This window comes from Hyphomicrobium sulfonivorans (genome assembly GCF_013306565.1).
Lineage (GTDB): Bacteria > Pseudomonadota > Alphaproteobacteria > Rhizobiales > Hyphomicrobiaceae > Hyphomicrobium_A > Hyphomicrobium_A sulfonivorans.
Genome location: NZ_PZPO01000005.1, coordinates 235,490 through 249,913 on the forward strand (window position 1 = coordinate 235,490; position 14,424 = coordinate 249,913).

At 62.0% G+C, this 14,424-nt stretch carries 16 protein-coding genes; 11 read left to right on the top strand and 5 right to left on the bottom strand.

Translation table 11 applies throughout. The annotated features are described in order from the left end of the window. The first annotated feature begins 531 nt into the window (after window positions 1-531). The 3 genes from C6Y62_RS12555 (at window position 532) to C6Y62_RS12565 (ending at window position 3,992) form a co-directional block, all read left to right on the top strand. Window positions 532-2,436: a PQQ-dependent dehydrogenase, methanol/ethanol family gene (locus tag C6Y62_RS12555; protein WP_338074370.1), complete on the top strand. Its 1,905-nt coding sequence runs from the start codon at window positions 532-534 to the stop codon at window positions 2,434-2,436. 156 nt (window positions 2,437-2,592) lie between these two features. Then, a complete protein-coding gene (locus tag C6Y62_RS12560) occupies window positions 2,593-3,147 on the top strand; it encodes a cytochrome c family protein (protein ID WP_173954194.1) in 555 nt (184 codons plus the stop codon). Between the two features lie 206 nt (window positions 3,148-3,353). Next, entirely contained in the window at window positions 3,354-3,992 is a 639-nt protein-coding gene (locus C6Y62_RS12565) for a PQQ-dependent catabolism-associated CXXCW motif protein (protein ID WP_246274666.1), read from the top strand. Between the two features lie 89 nt (window positions 3,993-4,081). On the opposite strand, the gene C6Y62_RS12570 is transcribed toward C6Y62_RS12565, so the two are convergent. The 3 genes from C6Y62_RS12570 to C6Y62_RS12580 all read right to left on the bottom strand — a co-directional run bounded on the left by C6Y62_RS12570 (window position 4,082) and on the right by C6Y62_RS12580 (window position 6,277). Next, window positions 4,082-4,327, bottom strand: coding sequence for a hypothetical protein (locus C6Y62_RS12570; RefSeq protein WP_157066671.1), 246 nt, complete (start codon window positions 4,325-4,327; stop codon window positions 4,082-4,084). Window positions 4,328-4,439: 112 nt separating this feature from the next. Next, window positions 4,440-5,498, bottom strand: coding sequence for an ABC transporter permease (locus C6Y62_RS12575; RefSeq protein ID WP_173954195.1), 1,059 nt, complete (start codon window positions 5,496-5,498; stop codon window positions 4,440-4,442). Continuing rightward, a complete protein-coding gene (locus C6Y62_RS12580; protein WP_173954196.1) occupies window positions 5,495-6,277 on the bottom strand; it encodes an ATP-binding cassette domain-containing protein in 783 nt (260 codons plus the stop codon). Before C6Y62_RS12580 ends, C6Y62_RS12575 begins: the two co-directional genes overlap by 4 nt. A gap of 454 nt (window positions 6,278-6,731) precedes the next feature. Between C6Y62_RS12580 and C6Y62_RS12585 the strand changes: the two genes are divergently transcribed. The 7 genes from C6Y62_RS12585 (at window position 6,732) to C6Y62_RS12615 (ending at window position 11,803) form a co-directional block, all read left to right on the top strand. Further along, entirely contained in the window at window positions 6,732-7,718 is a 987-nt protein-coding gene (locus tag C6Y62_RS12585) for an ABC transporter substrate-binding protein (protein ID WP_173954197.1), read from the top strand. Then, window positions 7,708-8,487, top strand: a complete 780-nt coding sequence (locus C6Y62_RS12590; RefSeq protein WP_173954198.1) for an ABC transporter permease — start codon at window positions 7,708-7,710, stop codon at window positions 8,485-8,487. Before C6Y62_RS12585 ends, C6Y62_RS12590 begins: the two co-directional genes overlap by 11 nt. After that, complete coding sequence (locus C6Y62_RS12595; RefSeq protein ID WP_173954199.1) at window positions 8,484-9,218, top strand: ABC transporter ATP-binding protein; 735 nt, start codon at window positions 8,484-8,486, stop codon at window positions 9,216-9,218. Before C6Y62_RS12590 ends, C6Y62_RS12595 begins: the two co-directional genes overlap by 4 nt. Window positions 9,219-9,419: 201 nt before the next feature. Then, window positions 9,420-10,175, top strand: coding sequence for a (5-formylfuran-3-yl)methyl phosphate synthase (locus C6Y62_RS12600; RefSeq protein WP_173954200.1), 756 nt, complete (start codon window positions 9,420-9,422; stop codon window positions 10,173-10,175). Next, window positions 10,172-10,564, top strand: coding sequence for a dihydroneopterin aldolase (locus C6Y62_RS12605; RefSeq protein WP_173954201.1), 393 nt, complete (start codon window positions 10,172-10,174; stop codon window positions 10,562-10,564). The genes C6Y62_RS12600 and C6Y62_RS12605 overlap by 4 nt, the downstream gene beginning before the upstream one ends. After that, entirely contained in the window at window positions 10,561-11,163 is a 603-nt protein-coding gene (locus C6Y62_RS12610) for an amino acid kinase family protein (RefSeq protein ID WP_173954202.1), read from the top strand. The genes C6Y62_RS12605 and C6Y62_RS12610 overlap by 4 nt, the downstream gene beginning before the upstream one ends. Before the next feature lie 76 nt (window positions 11,164-11,239). Then, window positions 11,240-11,803 carry a DUF447 domain-containing protein gene (locus tag C6Y62_RS12615; RefSeq protein WP_173954203.1) on the top strand — a complete coding sequence of 188 codons (564 nt, stop codon included), beginning with the start codon at window positions 11,240-11,242 and terminating at the stop codon, window positions 11,801-11,803. Between the two features lie 37 nt (window positions 11,804-11,840). Here the strand turns inward: C6Y62_RS12615 and C6Y62_RS12620 are convergent, their stop codons facing one another. Next, window positions 11,841-12,860, bottom strand: a complete 1,020-nt coding sequence (locus C6Y62_RS12620) for a hydantoinase/oxoprolinase family protein (RefSeq protein WP_173954204.1) — start codon at window positions 12,858-12,860, stop codon at window positions 11,841-11,843. Between C6Y62_RS12620 and C6Y62_RS12625 the strand changes: the two genes are divergently transcribed. After that, on the top strand, window positions 12,859-13,635 hold the full coding sequence (locus C6Y62_RS12625) for a HisA/HisF-related TIM barrel protein (protein WP_246274667.1): 777 nt from the start codon (window positions 12,859-12,861) through the stop codon (window positions 13,633-13,635). The two genes, C6Y62_RS12620 and C6Y62_RS12625, sit on opposite strands and share 2 nt — an antisense overlap. 180 nt (window positions 13,636-13,815) lie before the next feature. Here the strand turns inward: C6Y62_RS12625 and fae are convergent, their stop codons facing one another. Further along, complete coding sequence (gene fae / locus C6Y62_RS12630) at window positions 13,816-14,328, bottom strand: formaldehyde-activating enzyme (RefSeq protein WP_068461256.1); 513 nt, start codon at window positions 14,326-14,328, stop codon at window positions 13,816-13,818. Between the last annotated feature and the right edge of the window lie 96 nt (window positions 14,329-14,424).

The window sequence follows — 14,424 nt, forward strand, 5'->3', positions numbered from 1 at the left end:
CCGGGTTTTCCAACCCGATTGGGTAGGAAGGCGCGGCTCCAACCGAAGGCCTGATGCGTCCTGAAACCGGCGGCTGATTCGCCAGTTTTCGAGCCACTTTTCAGATGCTTCCGGCGTCGCAGCGTTTGGTATGGGTTTCCAGACTGAATATCGGGGTCGATAGCGGCATTGTCGACGCTGATTGTGCGCTGCAAAAATATCGTCAGTGCGTGGGAATGGCGACGCGAAACAGCCTGTCGTTGCAACTTTGCTGCAGCATTTCAGTTTCTGAGCGCACGCAACGCCGCGCCGCCCGTACGGATAATCATAGGCATCAACTTACTGTCAGTGTGCGGGCGGGAATGCGAATTCGTTGCTATTCTGCGTGCGCGACGACGCATTTTTCCGGCCACCCGTGTATCGGCATGAGGGCGCATCGGGATGAGATGGAGCGAAACGATGACCGGCTTTCAGCTTTCAGGCGCGATTCGCTTTCCGCTGCTATCAGGCGCAATATTGTCCCTGGCCGTAGGCCGATTGAGCTTGGTAGGTGTGCTTCTGTCGATATTGTTATCGGCGGGACCATATCCGGCGACGGCCGATGAGCGCGCCCGCAAATGCGTCGAGGATGAGAACAACTGGTGTATGCAGCAGAAGAACTATGCTGCGACGCGCTATTCCACGCTGGATCAGATCAACTCGAAAAACGCGCGCGATCTGCGCATGGCGTGGTCGTTCTCGACCGGCGTGCTGGGCGGCCACGAAGGCTCGCCGCTTGTGATCGGCAGCATGATGTACCTTCACACGCCGTTCCCGAACGTCGTTTATGCGCTGAACCTTGATGACGAAAACCGCATCGTCTGGAAATATCAGCCGACACAGGATGCCAATCTCGTGCAGGGAATGTGCTGCGAGGGTGTCAATCGCGGGTTGCAGTATGCGGACGGCAAGCTGTTTCTCTATCAGGCCGACACGACGCTCGTCGCGCTGAACCCGAAGACGGGGCAGGTGATCTGGAAGGCGCCGAATGGTGATCCGGCCCGAGGTGAAACCGGCACCGGTGCGGTGCTTGTCGCGGGCAAGGTGGTGATCGCCGGTGTATCGGGAGGCGATCAAGGCGCGCGCGGTTTCATCACTGGGTACGACATCAATTCCGGTCAGCGGCTGTGGCGCGCCTATTCGTCGGGGCCTGATGCGCAAACGCTTTTCAATCCGGAAAAGACCACGGTGCTGGGCAAGCCGGTGGGAGCGAACTCCGGCAATCCCGGTGGAGCGGGCGGTGGCGAAGCCGGCAACGCTAGTGGTCTAGGTGGGGGGGCGCCGTGGGGCTGGTTCAGCTGGGACCCGAAGCTGAACCTTTTCTATTACGGAACCGGCAGTCCAGCTCTCGGCGCCGGAGCGCGTGAAACCCCGTCGGATGCGAAGTGGACATCCACGATCATCGCCCGCCGTCCGCAGACCGGGGATGCTGTCTGGGCCTATCAGCTGACGCCGTCTGACGTGTGGGGCTTTGATGGCGTCAATGAAATGATCCTGATCGACGAGGCGCAGATCGGCGGCGAGAAGCGCGATGTTCTGGTGCACTTTGACCGCAACGGATTTGCCTACACCATCGACCGCGCAACCGGGATGCCGCTGGTCGCGGAAAGGTTCGATGTGGCGGTCAACTGGGCCAGTGAGATTGACCTCGACGCAGCCAGTCCGACGTTTGGAAGACCGAAGGCAATTGCATCGTTATCCGAGCTGAAGACAGATGCGGCAGCGCAGACCGCACAGGTTTGTCCGGCATCGCTGGGCAGCAAGAACCAGCAGCCCGCCGCCTATTCGCCGATGACGAAACTGTTCTATGTGCCTGCAAGTCATGTGTGCATGAATTTTGCCGTGCCTGCTGCGGCGGCCGCTGCAGCCGCCGGCGAAGCAGCTAGAAAAAGCGGTGCGGCGGGCGTGGGGCAAACTCCGCAGCCGGCCGCCTCTGAAGCTTCGCGTCCGATTTCCACTGGTCCGGTCGCAATTCCTGGCCCGCCCGTCAGCATGTCGCCGCCCAAAAACGACACGCACATGGGTAACCTGATTGCCTGGGATGCCGTTGAGGGCAAGGCGGTGTGGTCCAACAAGGAGCAATTCCCCATCTGGTCCGGCGTGCTGACCACGGCGGGCGGCATCGCCTGCTACGGCACGCTGGAGGGCGACTTCAAATGCGTCGATCAGAAGGACGGGCGCGAGTTGTTCCGTAATCGCACGCCATCCGGCATCGTCGGGAATGTGTTCACCTATGCGCATAAGGGCAAGCAGTACATCGGCGTGCTGTCGGGCATTGGCGGGCTGCCGGGGTTAGGTATCGGCAGCGGCGGGAATGATGCTAAGCGCACGGAACAATCGCCAATGGCGGCAGCTTTGTCTGGTCTGCGCAACTATACGGCGCAGGGCGGATCGCTCACGGTGTGGGCGCTGCCGTAGGCGCCGCTAGCACCAGGCGAGCCATCGATTATTTCGGAAAAATCGATTGTGAGCATTTACTCTGCCGTTGCGCGTGTGTGGCAGTGTCGTTCTGCAACCTCATCCAGAACAGGGACGCAGCGATTGGGACGAGACAGCTTACCTGTTGTGGGTGCTATGAGCCTGCTGTTTGCGGCGGTCATCGCCGCTGCCGCCGCGCTGGCCGCCGATACGCGCCCGGGTATGCAGCCCGAGGTGACTTTGCCCGATGGCTGCGTCAGCCAGGAAGGCGCGGAGTTCAAGGACGGTCGATGGACGTTGCCCGATGGCACGCCGACGTTTCGTGTCTGCCGGCGCGACGGCAAGATCATCACCGACTGGGCAACCTATAACGGCTATCGCCGCTATCATGCGGAGTGTGCGCTCTGTCATGGGCCGAATGCGCTCGGCACCGTAGATGCGCCGGGGCTGGCCAACGCGCTGAGGAAGCTCGACTACAACGAGTATGCGAACATCGTCGCGAATGGGCGTGTCTCGGACGAAAGCGGCACCAGAATTACGATGCCCGGCTTCAGCCATGACCGCAATGTGATGTGCTTCCTCAACGATCTGTACGCCTACCTAAAGGCGCGCTCGTTCGACAACGCGCTGCCCGCAACCCAGCTTGGTGGCGAAAACCGCGACGATAAACCTGACGAAGTGCAAAAGGCCGATGAGCAGTGCCTCGGCTGATGCGCCGGTCGTGTTTTCCCATGGCCGCCGCCTGATCCGCATCTTGGCGTTTAGGCGGGCTGTGCTGTCGCTGCCAATCCGCTAGAATGGCAGCATCCCTTTGCGGTGGGATGCGAGCGGAGGGGCGAAGACGCATGAAGGTCGGAAAACATTTGGTTCAGCCGGCACCGGAATTTCGTTGCGCTCCCCGGCGCGCGACGGCCCGGATGATGACTGTTGCGCTGCTTGTTGCCGGCTTCAATGCTGTTGCATTCTGCGGGCAGGTGGCGGCCGATACGCCGACCGAAGTGCGGCCACAGCCACAGCGCCCGATATCGGGCGCTGCGCCGCATCCCGATATCGCGCCAACGCCGCAATCGGCCGCCAATGTGCCGCCGGAGCCTGACAGCTACCGCATGGATGATTTCCGCTCGCCGGTTCCAGCGACGCTGCGCGGCGCGCGCGTTTTGACCAACGAAGAGGCCGCCGACCTCTGGAATAGCGATGGCGCCGTCTTCATCGACGTTTATCCGCAGGCGCAAAAGCCACCCAATCTGCCCGCAGGCACGTTGTGGCGCGATCCGGCCCATCGCAGCATCGAAGGCGCCTCGTGGATGCCAAACGTCGGCTACGGCGGGCTGCCGGATGAAGTGGACCAGTATTTCCAGCAGCGTCTGGAGGCGCTGACCAAAGGCGACAAAAATGCGCCGTTGGTGTTTTTCTGCCTCAAGGAATGCTGGATGTCATGGAACGCGGCCAAGCGCGCGATGACGTATGGCTACTCCAACGTGATGTGGTTCCCCAGCGGCACCGATGGCTGGCAGGAGCTGGGCTATCCGCTGATCGCGGTGAAGAAGCTGCCGTAAGCGGAAGCGCGACGCGAGCAGCCACAACACGCTTCGGACTGATTAGGTCCGAAGCTATCATACTGCGAGCGATTGTGCTGTGTCGCGGTTTACGGCGTTCGCGGCGCAGGAGCCGGCGATGGCGTTGTCGGCACGGTGATGGTGTTGTTTGGCGCCGGAGTGGTGACGCTGGCGCCGGGCTCAACCGTCACTGTTGTGGTGTCGCGCTGGGATGCAAAATACATCGTCAGCAACGCCAACAGAACCGCTGCAGCAACGATCATGGCCAGCGTCCTTACGCTGGAATCCAGCTGCGAGTGGGTGTCGCGTCGATCCGGGCGATCATATAAAGCCATGGCAAACCTCCAGTTGGTTTGCACATCGAACCGATGGCGCGATGAAAGGTTCCGCCTGATTTATTCGCGCGAATTTGAGCAAAAATCGCCGCGATGAATGCGAAGCACGCGTTTAGCCGGGGCCGCCGCGTCGGGCGATCAGCCCCTTCGATGGATTGTACGCGTAGATCGCGCCACCCAGAAAGATCGCCGTACACAGCAGCACGATTGCCAGCGAGATCCAGTCGATCCTTGCATACAGCGCAAACCGGATCAGCTCCACGGCGTGGGTGAACGGATTGAGCAGGCAGATGTGATACAAGACCGGGCTCGACTGCTCGATGCGCGACAGCGGGTAGAGCGCGGACGAAGCAAAAAACATCGGGAATATAACGAAGTTCATTACCCCGGCGAAGTTCTCGAGCTGGCGCACCACTGATGAAAGCAACAGTGCCAGCGAACCCAGCATGAAACCCGCAATCAGAACCGCGGGCAGCACGGCAAGGTAATTCATCGATGGCGCCGGCAGACCCCACGCAAAGACGACTGCCAGCATCATCGCAGCGGTTGCGAGCAGCGCTGCAACCAGCGCGCCCGCCATGGTGCGCTGGGAAAACATTTTGCCGAATGCGTTGACGATTACCAGCACCGCGAGTGCAGCGAGCGGGCCGAGCAACAGCGCGTATCCGGTGCTGCCGAGATCTGCTTCCCAGAAATAGAAGATGATCAGGAAAACATAGGCCTGAATGGCCGCGACGGCGACACCACCGACCAGTTTGGATACCAGCAGAAACCAGCGCGGAAACGGGCTAACCAGCAGCGTACGCATCGCGCCGGTCTCGCGGTCGTACACCATCGACAGCGATGACTGCATGGCGTTGAACAGCAGGATCATGCCGATAAGACCCGGCAAGACATACACCTCATAGAGCACTGCGCCGTCATACGGCGGGGTGTTCTGCACGCCGAGAGCCTGACGAAATCCGGCGGCGAAAATGAACAGCCAGATTAGCGGCCGCACCAGCGCGGACAAAAAACGCTCGCGCTGATGCATGTAGCGCAGCACCTCGCGCCACACGATGCCGTAAAGGCAGGTGAAATACGCGCGCACGCCAAGCGGCGGCGGAGCATCGTAGGTGTTACGATCGCCGGTGGGGGACCGCTGTTGATCCGTCGCGCTCACAGTCGTCATGCCGCGAATTCCCCAGTGCCGGCTGCGGTACCGGTCATTTTGCGAAATGCGTCGCTGACGGTTTGTGTCTCGGTGTGTGCCAGCAATTCGGGAACCGAGCCGGTGAAAAGTACGCGGCTCTTGTGCAGCAGCACGACGAGGTCGGTGGGCAGTACCTCGTCGAAAAGGTGCGTTGCCCACAGCACGGCGAGGCCTTCCTTTTCGACCAGCGAGCGCACAATCTTCACCACGCTTTCGCGCGATCCGATGTCGAGACCGACGGTCGGCTCATCGAGCAGCAACAGCGATGGCCGGTGCAGCAGGGAGCGGGCAATTTCCAGTCGCCGTGACTGGCCGCCGGAAAGGTTGCGCACTTTTTCTTCGGCGCGGTCCGTCAATCCAACCGTCGCCAGTGCCTGTGCCGTGCGCGCACGCGCATCGGCACCGCTGATGCCATGCAAGGCGCAGTGATAAAGCAGGTTCTGGTGTAGCGTCAGATCGAGATCGAGCGTGCGGCTCTGGAACACAACGCCAAGCCGCTGCAACGCGGCGGTGGCACGGCGGCGTATGTCGGCGCCGAAGATACGGATCTCGCCGGTGACGTTGTCGTATAGGCGCGTGATGAGCGAAAACAGCGTCGACTTTCCAGCGCCGTTGAGCCCCAGCAACACGACGAAACGGCCGCGCGGAATTTCTAGCGATACATCGCTCAGTGCGCGATTTTCGCCAAACGCGTGACTGACATCCCTGACCAGCAGCGCGGGCGTTTCAGCCTCCGGTGTCCGATGCTCGACTGCCATGTTCCTGCTGACGCCAATCCTGGAATTGCGATGCAACGGCAGTTGCTCAATGCCGCATTCGAGATGCAACGGCGAATGAACTTCGCCTCGCAACAATGTGACCTTGAACGCCGGACCTCTGAGCGTGGCCTATGTTATAATGTTGCACTTAGACGGAATAGAGCGCTGCTTTGTCAAGATCCGACGAGGTGCAGGTGCGCTCTGCGATAGCGAAACATCATCCCGTTTGCGGGCAAGGTTAGAATGTTCTTGCAATCGGTGAGAGCTTCGGCCCACCTAAAAGGAAAAATCAACAAAAACAGGCCGAAATTTCAGTTCTGCGGCCTGCCAGGGGAAGCGCCTTGATTGCTGAAGCGAGCCTCGCGAAACGCCATAGCGGTGACAAGCTGCAACGCGGTGCGCTGCACCGTGATCCGATGGGTCAGTTCTGCGGTCGCGCGGGAAAGGGTGCCGCATGATCGATCGCCGTCAACTGCTGGCGGCCGGTGGCGCGGCTACTGCAGCAGCAGCGTTTGATATCCCGCTCGCGTTTGCCGCTGATGTCGGCACGTTGCGCGTTGCAACGCTGAAATTCGGTTCGCTGGGCTGGGTGCTGGAGATCATCAAATCGCATGATCTTGCAACCAAGGCCGGGTTGAAGCTCGATGTCATCCACGTTGCCAACAGTCAGGCGGCGTCGGTTTCGGTGCTGTCGGGCGACAGCGACATGATCATCAGTGACTGGCTGTGGGCGCTGCGCGAACGCGCCATCGGTATTCCGCTGCGCTATGCGCCGTATTCGTCGGCGCTGGGCGCGGTGATGGTGCCGGGTTCATCGCCCATCAAGACGTTGCAGGATTTCAAAGGTCGCACCATTGGCGTTTCTGGCGGTCCGATCGACAAGAGCTGGCTGTTGCTGCGCGCTTACGCCCGGAACGTGCTGAACTTTGATATCGCCAAGGAAGCGCGGCCGTCGTTCGGCGCTTCGCCGTTGCTGACGGCTGAGGTGCTGAATGGCCGGCTCGATGGCGTGCTGAATTTCTGGACCTATGCCGCGCGCATGGAGGGTGAGGGCGCCCGACCGGTGATCGGCATGGATGCAGTGCTGGACGCATTGGGTATCGCGCCGATGCCGTCGCTCGTTGGCTTCATCTGGCGCGAACAAACGGAAGCGGCTAAAGCGCCTGCGATAGCTGCGTTTCTGTCCGTGGTGCGTCAGGCGCAGGGTGTTCTGGCGACGTCGGATGACGCGTGGGACAGCATCCGCCATCTGGTACGGCCTGAGACCGATGCCGAGTTCGCGGCCATCAAGGCTTACTACCGCGCCGGCATTCCGCAGCCGTGGGGCGACGCGCAAACTAAAGCTGCGCAGCGTCTCGTCGAAGTTCTGGCCGATGTCGATAGTGCTAAGCTGCTTGGCCCCGATACGCCGTTCGATCCGAAGCTGTTCTATGCAACATGAAGCGGGCGCGCCGTTCGGCGCCATCAGGATCGGCCGCATCGGCTGGACGCTGATTTCGCTCTCGACGCTGCTGGCGCTATGGGCGATTGCCGCTGCCATCGTGCAGAGCCGCTATCTGCCCGATCCGCTCACGGTCGTTGAGGTGATGGCGCGCGAATGGCAGAACGGCGATCTGTGGCGCAACATCGTCGCCACGCTGATCCGCGTGTTCTTCAGTTTCACCATCGCGATCTTTGTCGGCTCCGCTATCGGTCTGCTGCTTGGCCGCCATCCGCTGGCCGACCGCTTCTTCGATCCTTGGGTCAGCTTCTTTCTCAACCTGCCCGCGCTGGTCATCATCATCCTTTGCTACATCTGGTTCGGCTTGACCGAGGTGGCCGCGGTACTCGCGGTGGCGATCAACAAGATCCCGAATGTTGCGGTGACGATGCGCGAAGGAGCGCGCAGCCTCTCCAAAGATCTCATCGAGATGGCGCAGATCTATCGCTTCGGCTGGTGGAAGACGCTGCGTCACGTCACGGTGCCGCAACTGGCGCCGTTCTTTATTGCGGCGTCGCGCACCGGATTGTCGCTGGTCTGGAAGATCGTGCTGGTGGTGGAGGCGTTTGGCCGCTCCGATGGCGTCGGCTATCAGCTCAACATCGCATTCCAGCTTTTCGATGTGCCGATGATCCTCGCCTATTCGCTGGCGTTCATTGCCGTGGTGCAGCTCATTGAGCTGGCGTTGCTGCAGCCCATGATTGCACGCACCAACAGGTGGCGGCGATGAGCAGCGTGCTGAACGTGCCCACGCTTCAGGTCAATGTTGCGCGCAAGGTGTTTCCGGCCGTTGCAGGGCGGGCGGCAAATCATGTGCTGGACGCAATCCTATTCGATGTGGAAGCCGGATCATTCGTCGCCATCACCGGGCCGTCCGGCGGCGGCAAGTCAACGCTGCTGAACATCATCGCGGGGCTCGACAGCGCGTTTGATGGCGACATCCGTTTCTCCGATCCGAACCTCAACGTCGCATTTGTGTTCCAGTCGCCGCGCCTGCTGCCGTGGCGTACGGTGCGCGAGAACATCGCGCTCGTACTGCCGCCGAACGATCCGCGTCACGCCAACATCGATGAACTTCTGGGCCGTGTCGGGCTGGCGGATGCGGTGCATGCCTATCCCGAGATGATCTCGCTGGGCATGCAGCGCCGGGCTGCTTTGGCGCGCGCGTTCATTCTTGAGCCGGACATCCTGCTGATGGATGAGCCGTTCGTTTCGCTCGATGACCCGACCGCGCAGGGGCTGCGCCAGCTGCTGATGGAGCTTTGGTCTCGCCGCCCGACCACGGTTCTTTTCGTCACGCACGACCGTCAGGAGGCGGTGATGCTGGCCAGCCGCGTCATCTGTCTCGCGGGCACACCGGCATCCGTGGTGCAGGACGAGGCGGTTGCGCTGACAAGCGGCGAGCGCGTTGATCGCGATAAGGTCCGCGCCGAGCAGAATCGCATTTTCGGCACCGCCTGAAGTCAGGCATATGCGGAAATCGCTGTATTGAGTGGGCAAAATAGCGCCATGCGGCCATAGGCTTGGCTCCGCCGCCGCGATACTCTAGTTGTGTCTGCCGGCGGACCGGTCTAGTCCCGCACGACGAGGAGCGTCCGGCGCGCGCCGCATGCGGCAAGGCGGACCGTTAATCTCAACCGCAGATCAGGATACACGCGCCAGATGGCAAGAATGCTTGCCAGCGTGACAGACGAGCATGAAGCACGGCTCGTGGTTTCGCTGGGTGCCGACATCGTCGATGCAAAGGATCCGGGTGCAGGCGCGCTGGGTGCGCTGCCGTTCGCCCGTGTCGAGGCGATCCGGGCTGCGTTGCCCGCGCATGTGCCGGTTAGCGCGACGGTGGGCGATCCTTCGGACGATGTTGAAGCAATCGCATCGGCTGCCATCCGCATGGCCGATACCGGTATCGAGATCGTCAAGGTGGGGCTCAGTATGCGCTACGCGCCGGAGGCCAATCTGGCGCGCCTGGGCACGCTGGATCTGGGCGGTGCGCAGCTTGTCGGCGTGCTGCTGGCCGACCATGGCATCGATCCGGCGCTCATTGCCCATGCCGCCGCGGCCGGTTGCGTTGGCTTGATGCTGGACACGGCGGCCAAGGGGCAGGGCGCGCTGAGCGATATCGTGCCAGCGGAGCAGCTGGCGGCATTTGTCGCGGCGGTGCAGGCGGCGGGCATGTTCGCCGGTCTCGCCGGATCGCTGCGTGTGAACCATGTTGCGCCGCTTATTGCACTTGGCCCCGATGTTCTGGGCTTCCGCGGCGGGCTGTGCCGAGCGGGCGATCGCACCGGCGCGCTGGACGCTGAGGCCATCGCAGCGGTGCGGCAGGCCGTTTCTGTGTGCAGCGCAGCACGTGACGATGCTTGCCGTGTGCCAATGCCGGATGCTATGGCGCCCGCGCAAACGGAAGGCTTGATATGAGCGAGATGCAGAACAAAACGCAGGGCGACGGCAGGATTTTGGACCGCATTTTCGTGCGCAATCTGGTGCTGCCCATCGCCATCGGCGTTTACGACGAAGAGCAGGGCATCACGCAGAAGGTCGGCTTCACCATTGAGGCCGAGGTGGCTGCCGGTGTTTCGCCCAAGGGCGACAACATCGAGGAAGTGCCCTCGTATGACGATCTCGCCAACGCGGTGAAAAACATCGTCGCCGCCGGGCATATCAATCTCGTCGAAACGCTGGCGGCCCGCATCGCTGAGCGTTGTCTCGCAGATAAGCGCATCGTCAGGGTGCTGGTGCGGATCGAAAAGCTGGAGCGCGGACCCGATGCGGTTGGCGTCGAGATCGTCCGTTCCCGTCCAACGTGAGTTCGTCCGACGCAATCGTTGTGGTGAAACTCGGCGGCAGTCTCGCTGAGGATGACGGTCAGCGTCTTGCCACTGCATTGAGTGCGGTGACAGCGGCGCAGCGTCCGTGCGTCGTGGTGCCCGGTGGTGGCACGTTCGCGGACGCAGTGCGCGCGGCATATCAGCGGCACGGCGTCTCTCAAGCTACGGCGCATCGCATGGCGCTGCTGGCCATGCAGCAGACGGGCCTGTTGCTGGCCGATATGGCGCCCAGGCTGCAGCCCGCGGAGGACGTGGCCGAGATTGCGCAGGCGTTTGACGCCGATCGCGTGCCGGTCTGGATGCCCTATCGGCTTGCCGCTGACGATCCGCAGATAACGCACGATTGGCGCACGACATCGGACGCCCTTGCGGCCCGACTGGCTGAGCGGCTGGGTAATGCCGAAGTGGTATTGGTGAAGTCGTGCGCCGTCGATCCTGATGCTGGTCCGCAGGCGCTGGCCGACGCCGGCATCGTCGATGCTGCTTTCCCGGAGATTGTCGCGCGCGCTGGCTTAAAGTGGCGCGTGCTGGGAGCGGGCGATGGCGATGTTCTGGCTAAGCTGCTTCGAGACAGCTGAAATATTTGCGTGCAGCCCGCGCCCACGCTAAGCGCTGGATATAAATCACGCCGAACCGGAGCGATGGGAGCTGCTGATGCCGCGCATCGTTGAAACAATCGTCACCACGCTTGATGCGGATGGAACGCCCTATATCGCACCCCTGGGCCTGATCGCCGACGGCGACAACTGGATCATAGCTCCATTCCGCCCCTCGCGCACGCTGGCCAATCTGGAGCGCACGCCGTTCGCCGTTGCCAGCCATACCGACGATGTGCGCGTCTTTGCCGGAGGTGTTACCGGGCGCAAGAACTGGCGCACGGTGCCGGTGGAACACGTGCAGGGTGTGCGCCTCGCGGATGCGGTTTCCCATTGGGAGCTGGAAGTTGCTGACGTGCACGAAGACGAGCAGCGGCCGCGCTTTTCCTGCCGCGTCGTGCACGCGCAGAGCCATCGGCCGTGGGAAGGTTTCAACCGCGCGCAGGCGGCGGTGCTGGAGTGCGCGGTGCTGGTGACGCGCCTGCACATGCTTCCGCCGGAAAAGATCGACAGCGAGCTCAAGTATCTCGATATCGCAATTTCAAAAACGGCCGGTCCGCGCGAACAAGAAGCATGGGGCTGGCTGATGGAAAAGATCAACGCCTGGCGCGCCGGACAATAGCGGCGCGCATATCACGAGATCATAACTCCCGCTGATTTTACGCCAGCAGCGCAACCGCGACGGCGGGAGCGCAGCGCGTGGCCCAATCGCGGCAGCTTTCGTCGGCATTGGCAATATCGGCAAACGATAGATGCTGACGATTAAGCCGCTGCGCCAGCGCTGCGATCTCGAAGGCGCCGACACCGGCTGCAATGATCGGGGCAGCGGCGGGCAGCTTCGATGTTGCAAGCACGTGCTGGATGGCGTCGGCAATGTCGTCCATCTGTTGGGCAGCAATCTCAGCGGCAGACAGGCGCCAGATATCGGCGCAGAATTCTGCCGCATCACGACCGAAGCAGCGTGCAAACCGCTCCAGACTTTCAGTCTGGGATTTGCCGCGTCCATCAAGCGTCGGATGCTGGTCGACGTCATCGGGCAGTGAACCCAGAACGCGGCGGACGTCGGCCATGTTGGCAAAGCTCCCAGCAGCTAGGCGCTGGGTGATGCCATCCAGTTGCGCCCGCTTGGCAACGCAGGACACGTCCGTTCGGGTCGTGCCGGAATAGACAAGCTCACCGCTGCGCAGGCGCTCGCCGTCACTCAACCCGCGCGGCACCGGGATGCCGTCGACGACGGGAATGATGTCGGTGGTGGTGGATCCCATGTCGACAATCAGCGCATTCTCAACCTGTCGCCCGGCCAGTGCGGCGCTGGCGAGAAAATTGGTGGAAGCGACATCCAGCGGGTGCGCGCGCGCCTGCTCCGCCGAACCCATGCCACGCTGGCCGATCCAGATGCGCAATGGTGCTTGCGCGGTGAGCTGCGCCATTCGGTCGAGTATCGCCGCAACGCCCGTCACGCGATCCGGGAAGGCCTCGCACAACTCTCCGGTCATCGTCACCGCATGATGTTGTGCGCGGTCGGTGAGGTCGCGTGCAGTTGCGAAGGCCTCATCGAGAGCAGCCAATCCCTGCCACAGCGGACACGGAATTTGCCGCACTGCAACAGTGCGTCCGTCTTCGGCCAGCGCCACTTTCAGGTGTGCGCCCCCAACATCGTATCCGGCAGTGATGGACATGGAATCTCCGCGCCTGCAAACTTCGTCGCGTCCGGGCCGTGTTGCACGGGTGGAGCGCGGAGGCAAGCAGATGGACATCATACCGGTTCTCGACGTGCGCCACGGGGCGGCGGTGGCGGCGGTAAAAGGGGACCGGGCCAACTATCGCCCACTCGAAACGCCTCTTGCCGCCGGCAGCGATCCTGTCGTGGTGGCACGGGGGTTTGCGACGCTCTATCCGTTTTCCGGGCTTTACGTTGCCGACCTCGATGGCATCGAGGGCCGAGGCGGCAACCCGCAGCTCGGCCGCCAGCTGCACGATGCTGTGCCATCGATGCGGGTGTGGCTGGATGAGGGCGCGCGCCCAGAGGAGGCTGCGCAACGGGTTTCCGAAGGCCTGGTGATGCCGGTGATCGGCTCGGAGAGCCTCAGGGACGAAAGCGATATCAAAGCGCTGCAGGCTTTACCCGCCGACGCGTATGTTCTGTCGCTGGATTTCAGGGGCGAGACGTTCGAGGGGCCGCCGGAACTGCTGCTCAATGCGCATGTGTGGCCCAACAGCGTGATCGCGATGACGCTGGCGCGCGTTGGCTCCGGCGAAGGCCCGGATATCGCGCGCCTCGTGGCCATCGTTACGCTTGCAGGGGATCGCCGTGTCTATGCCGCCGGCGGAGTGCGCGACCGCTCTGACATCGATACCGCGCACCGTGCTGGCGCATCGGGCGTGCTGCTCGCAACGGCGTTGCACCGTGAAAGCATAAAGGCCGACGACCTCAGGGAGATCGCCGGCCTTTAATGTCGTCATGCGAAGGGGAAGAGCAGAACGTAAGGGTGTTCCACCCATTCCAACCAGGGGGAAAGAGCAGAACGTAACGGTGTCCTACCCGTTCCAACGTCCAGAAAGCAGTCTACCCAATCGCTGCAGCAGGCCCGTCTTCAAAGGCGGGTTGTCATTCTGCTGTGGACGGTGTCCGCTTCAAGCCTTGGCGCCGAAGGGATGCTGAACCGAGTTGCGCTGAGCGGTTGCTTCAGCAGCGGTCGGCTTGCCTTCGACGGCGCGAGCGATCGCTTCCTTCGTGGCGCGGTAGTTGTAGTCCTGGATCTTGGCGTCGTCGGCGGCTTCCCAGTGAATGAACACGCCAACCGAGATGAACAGGTCATCAGCTTCAGCAGCCGGGATCACGCCTTCAGCAACCGAGTCCTGAACAGCCTTGGCAACGCCGTACTGAGCAGGGCCAAACATCTGAACGGCCTGGCGGGCGTCCTTGATGGTGACCTTGTTGTACAGGATCGTGTTCGGCTTGCAGGGCAGGTTCGGAGCGATAACGGCCAGAAGGGTGGTGAAACCATCCTTGTTGTTCGTCAGCGCGTTGCAGAATGCGGTCTCAGCGGCAGAGCCACGCGGACCAATCAGAAGGTCGATGTGCGCCACTTCATTGCCGTCGCCGACGAGCGACTCGCCGAGAAGTACCTTGTTGATCTTAGACATTTCGGGGGGATCTCCCAAGCTATAAACACAACGAGCGCCAATGCCACCCTGCCTGGGCTGGGTGCATCGGTTCTGCCCGATTCGAATAGCCATCCT